This window comes from Pseudoalteromonas sp. AWM4_233, from assembly GCF_056158285.1.
In genome coordinates this window covers 1-3,913 of sequence record NZ_JBSWSZ010000056.1, presented here as the reverse complement: position 1 = coordinate 3,913, position 3,913 = coordinate 1, and the positions used below count along the sequence as shown (strand labels likewise).

2 protein-coding genes and 4 pseudogenes are annotated in these 3,913 nt (G+C 40.7%); 3 read left to right on the top strand and 3 right to left on the bottom strand.

Annotated features, from left to right (window positions below; translation table 11 throughout):
* Window positions 1-41 precede the first annotated feature (41 nt).
* The 3 pseudogenes from rplX to ACXAC4_RS19770 form a co-directional block, all read right to left on the bottom strand.
* Window positions 42-257, bottom strand: a pseudogene (gene rplX, locus ACXAC4_RS19780) (50S ribosomal protein L24); the annotation flags it as partial.
* A gap of 10 nt (window positions 258-267) precedes the next feature.
* Window positions 268-635 (bottom strand): annotated as a pseudogene (gene rplN / locus ACXAC4_RS19775) (50S ribosomal protein L14).
* Between the two features lie 275 nt (window positions 636-910).
* A pseudogene (locus ACXAC4_RS19770) lies at window positions 911-2,854 on the bottom strand (AsmA family protein).
* A 228-nt stretch (window positions 2,855-3,082) separates the two neighbouring features.
* On the opposite strand from ACXAC4_RS19770, the gene ACXAC4_RS19765 reads away from it, so the two are divergent.
* The 3 genes and pseudogenes from ACXAC4_RS19765 to ACXAC4_RS19755 all read left to right on the top strand — a co-directional run.
* A complete protein-coding gene (locus ACXAC4_RS19765) occupies window positions 3,083-3,259 on the top strand; it encodes a hypothetical protein (RefSeq protein ID WP_475164908.1) in 177 nt (58 codons plus the stop codon).
* Window positions 3,250-3,501 (top strand): hypothetical protein, encoded by a 252-nt coding sequence (locus tag ACXAC4_RS19760; protein ID WP_475164906.1) that lies wholly within the window; start codon window positions 3,250-3,252, stop codon window positions 3,499-3,501. Before ACXAC4_RS19765 ends, ACXAC4_RS19760 begins: the two co-directional genes overlap by 10 nt.
* 8 nt (window positions 3,502-3,509) lie before the next feature.
* Window positions 3,510-3,689 (top strand): annotated as a pseudogene (locus tag ACXAC4_RS19755) (helix-turn-helix transcriptional regulator); the annotation flags it as partial.
* Between the last annotated feature and the right edge of the window lie 224 nt (window positions 3,690-3,913).

The following is a 3,913-nucleotide window of genomic DNA, read 5'->3' as shown; positions in this document are numbered from 1 at the left end:
AAGGTTAACGACGGTTAGATTCACCTCTTACACAGCACCTTCGCAACGTTTGATACGTCGATAGACGCTTCTTTCTCAACAATACCGCCAGCTTGGTTCAACTGAGGAACAGGCTTTTGGTGCTTCTTGATTAAGTTGATGCCTTCGACAAATACTCGACCAGATTCAGCAACAACTGAAAGCACTTTACCGCGCTTACCTTTGTCTTTGCCTGCTAGTACGATTACTTCGTCATCACGACGGATTTTTGCTGCCATGATAGACTCCTTATAGTACTTCTGGTGCTAGTGAAACGATTTTCATGAACTTTTCAGTACGAAGTTCACGAGTCACAGGGCCGAAGATACGAGTACCAATTGGCTGTAAGTTATCATTTAAGATAACAGCCGCATTGCTATCGAAACGGATCAAAGAACCGTCCGGACGACGAACGCCTTTTTAGTACGCACAACTACCGCGTTTTTAACATCACCTTTCTTCACTTTACCGCGAGGAATAGCTTCTTTTACAGAAACTTTGATGATATCGCCAACCGCTGCATAGCGACGGTGCGAACCGCCAAGGACTTTAATACACTGCACTTTGCGAGCGCCGCTGTTATCAGCAACGTCCAGCTGAGTTTGCATTTGGATCATGTTAATGACCTCCGGTGTAGAAATTACAACACGCCTTAATTTTGTTTAAAATCAAGACATTTCGGTTAAATTCCACTCAAAAAACAAGCAAGTTGTCTCTTAAGGGCGGGCAATTGTAGCAGCAATGGCAAGGAAGTGGTAGGTTATTTTTTAATTAATTTGGAATTAATCGCAATGCCTGCATTGAGGAATTACAGCAGCTTGCTGGTTTGTTATTGATTATAAAACAAACAGGGCGAAAATGCGCCCTGTTTTTGACTTTAATTAAATTTTTATTAATTACCAAATAGACCTTTTAATTTGTCTTTGATTTTATCTTTAGCTTTTTCTTTGACTTCTTCTTTAGCCGCATCACTGACATCTAAGCTATAACCAACATCATGGAATGGGCCTTTGATACGCAGTGGAATTTTAAAGCCTGTACTATCATCGGTCGTGCCTTGCCCTTCGATTGAATCAACAATCCCCGTTACCAAGCGATAGTCTACATTCGTCATAGGTAAATCAACTTTACCTGAGCCTGTAATGCGAATAAGCGGGCTAAGTAGTGACAAGTCTTTATTTTCACCAACACCGTTAGTGAATACAAAGCTGCCCTGCAATGCCGAGAAGTCTGTTTGCTGTGAGTTATCAAAGCCAGTATCTAAACCTTCTGATACTGCGCTCAAGTTACCTTTGATAAGCTCTTTTGCTTTACGAACCATCTCTGCAATGTTGGCCCCTTTTGCCGCACCATCAGCAAACTCAAAGCCTAACTTACCATTTAAAGCATTGATAAAGCTCTTTTGGCTTTGACCTGTGGTCGTTAGAATCCCAGTTTAGAGACCCTTTACCCATTAACTTATCGAAACCAGCCGCATCAGTTAGTAATGGCTGCGCATCGATTTTATCTAAAGAAAAGTTAGTACTGATTTTATAAGGTGTTTGCTTGGCGTTAACGGTGATCACACCGTTACCATTGCCCTCATAAGCAACAAACTTGTCTAGACTGATTTTAGCCACGGCATTTTTTAGGTTCACCGTTAACTGGTTTTCACCAAGGGTAATATCATTTGCTTGTAAGCCGCTTGAACGCACGACTACATTTGCATCAAGTGCATTTAAGCCGCTCATATCAATTGCAGTATCATCCCAAACAATTGGCTGTGCTGGCGCATCTGCTGCAGGCTCTGCTTGCTCTTCTTTAGCTACGCCCTCTGGTAGGTAAGGGTTTAAATCAAGCATGCCCAAATCAATATCGGCATTCACAGCTAAACGATCACCAAGCTTAATATCGCTTTTACCTTTAATTTGCAGCTCATCGAGGGTGGCAAGTAGCTCAGTAAGCTTAAACTGCTGTCCTTTTAGGTGCATTGAACCCTTTACATTAAAGGCATTAAACGCATTTTCTTTTGCATTAAGCTCAACACCTTGCCAGCTCGCAATGTTTTTAACAGAGTCACCACTGACAGAAAGAAGCCCTTGCACGTCATTACCCATTTCTGCAATTGCACCTTTAAAATTTAAATCGACTAAGCGTGAATCAACCTCAGTGCTGACATTAAAGGTTTCGCCTTCAATCGCTTTAACAGGTGTATCTAGCGTCACATCTAAATCAAAGCGCTCACCCATATAGGTAATACCGCCTTTTAACTCTAAGGTCTTACGAAGAGAAGGTAATAAGATTGCTAATTCTAAATCGCTTATCTGTTGCTTTGCCCCGGTTTTACCATCTAGATAAGTGAAAGTACCACCGTCAGATTGCTACTTCACCAAGTTCGATATCAAAGTTATCTGGTAAGTTAACAGCGCCAGAACTCTTTTGCTGCTCGGTCTATGGGCTCAGCAACCGCATCAAATAGTTGCCAGTTTGCTTTACCATTTTTATCGGTTTCTAACAAAATCGTTGGTTCGTTAATCACAAATTTATCAAGCTTAAACTCACCGCCAAATAACGACATCCACGGGATACGGATAGCAAGTTGCTGCATGCTTGCCATATCTTTTTGCGAGCCTGTTTGCATATTGGCAAAGTGCACATCATTCAATTCGAGTTTTAATGATGGAAATACCGACAGTTTTTTATCGCCATTAATAGTCAGACTTCGACCTGTGGTTTGTTCTACTTGCTCCGATACTTTATTAAATATCGCGTCTGTAGGTATGAGAAATGGTGCAGCGACTACCAATGCAATCAGTAATACGAAGATGACACCAACAATTTTCAGTAAGGTTTTCATAATCATCCTTAAAAATGGGCGAACAATTGTCATATCATAGCGGGAGTTAGGCGCAAATGCATTGCCCAACACACAAAAAGGTTTGTAAACAAGCTTAGGTACAAGAATATGAATCAGCGCTGAAACTTTTTGATACCTGTAGGTTACAAAAATATTGACCGTATGATACCCTAGGGTTACATTGATACCTGTAGGTTACATTTGAGTTTAAAATAAAAGGAAACGATTATGTCTAAGCAAGATATCAAAACGGAAGAAAAGTTTATGAGTCATAACGCATGGTTTTCAATATTCATGGGAGTCACGTTATTAATTATTAGTGTTTACCCAATGCTCAAGCAAACATCAGTATTTTTACTGTTTATTGGTGTTGCCGCATTTTTAGGATCTTCTTTATGTTTGTGATTAGAGGGGGATTTACATGGAAACTTGGTTATCGCCTTACTTATAAGGATGAATTTTTAAATACGATTGATACCATCGCTTATAAACATGTTGTGCTTGGATTGCTTTTTAGCATGGGGGCTATTTTTTTATTGTCTGATGAACTTGCTTTAAATGTATCTCATAGCATGATGGCCACATTTTACCTTGCCTTGATGTGTTTGATATATGGCGTATCAATTCTTTGGCAAAGTAGAGACTAGGTATAAAAGTGCAAAATAATATCGCTAAATTCCGCAAAGAAAAGGGATTATCGCAGCAAGAACTTGCTGATGCCATTGCAGTATCACGTAAAACCATTAGCACAGTTGAAACAGGCCGCTTTATACCCTCGGTGATTATCGCGTTAAAAATTGCTGCTCACTTTGAACTCAGTGTTGAGCAATTATTTACATGGCTGGCGCGCGCGCATTTCATCATCTGGTTATGTTTGGTTTTTTTCGCGCGCGCGCGCGCGCGCGCGCGCGCGCGCGCGCGCGCGCGCGCGCGCGCGCGCGCTTTTTTTTCATCATTTTTTTTTTTTTGTGATGTCATCATCATAAAATAATAATCCTTGGTTATGATGGTTGATGATCTTTGGTGGTGACTCTGGTTCGTTCTTCATCATTTTGGTTT

Coding starts and splice junctions, on each gene's coding strand:
- ACXAC4_RS19760 (WP_475164906.1), top strand. CDS start 3,250: ATGTTTGTGATTAGAGGGGGATTTACATGGAAACTTGGTTATCGCCTT.
- ACXAC4_RS19765 (WP_475164908.1), top strand. CDS start 3,083: ATGTCTAAGCAAGATATCAAAACGGAAGAAAAGTTTATGAGTCATAAC.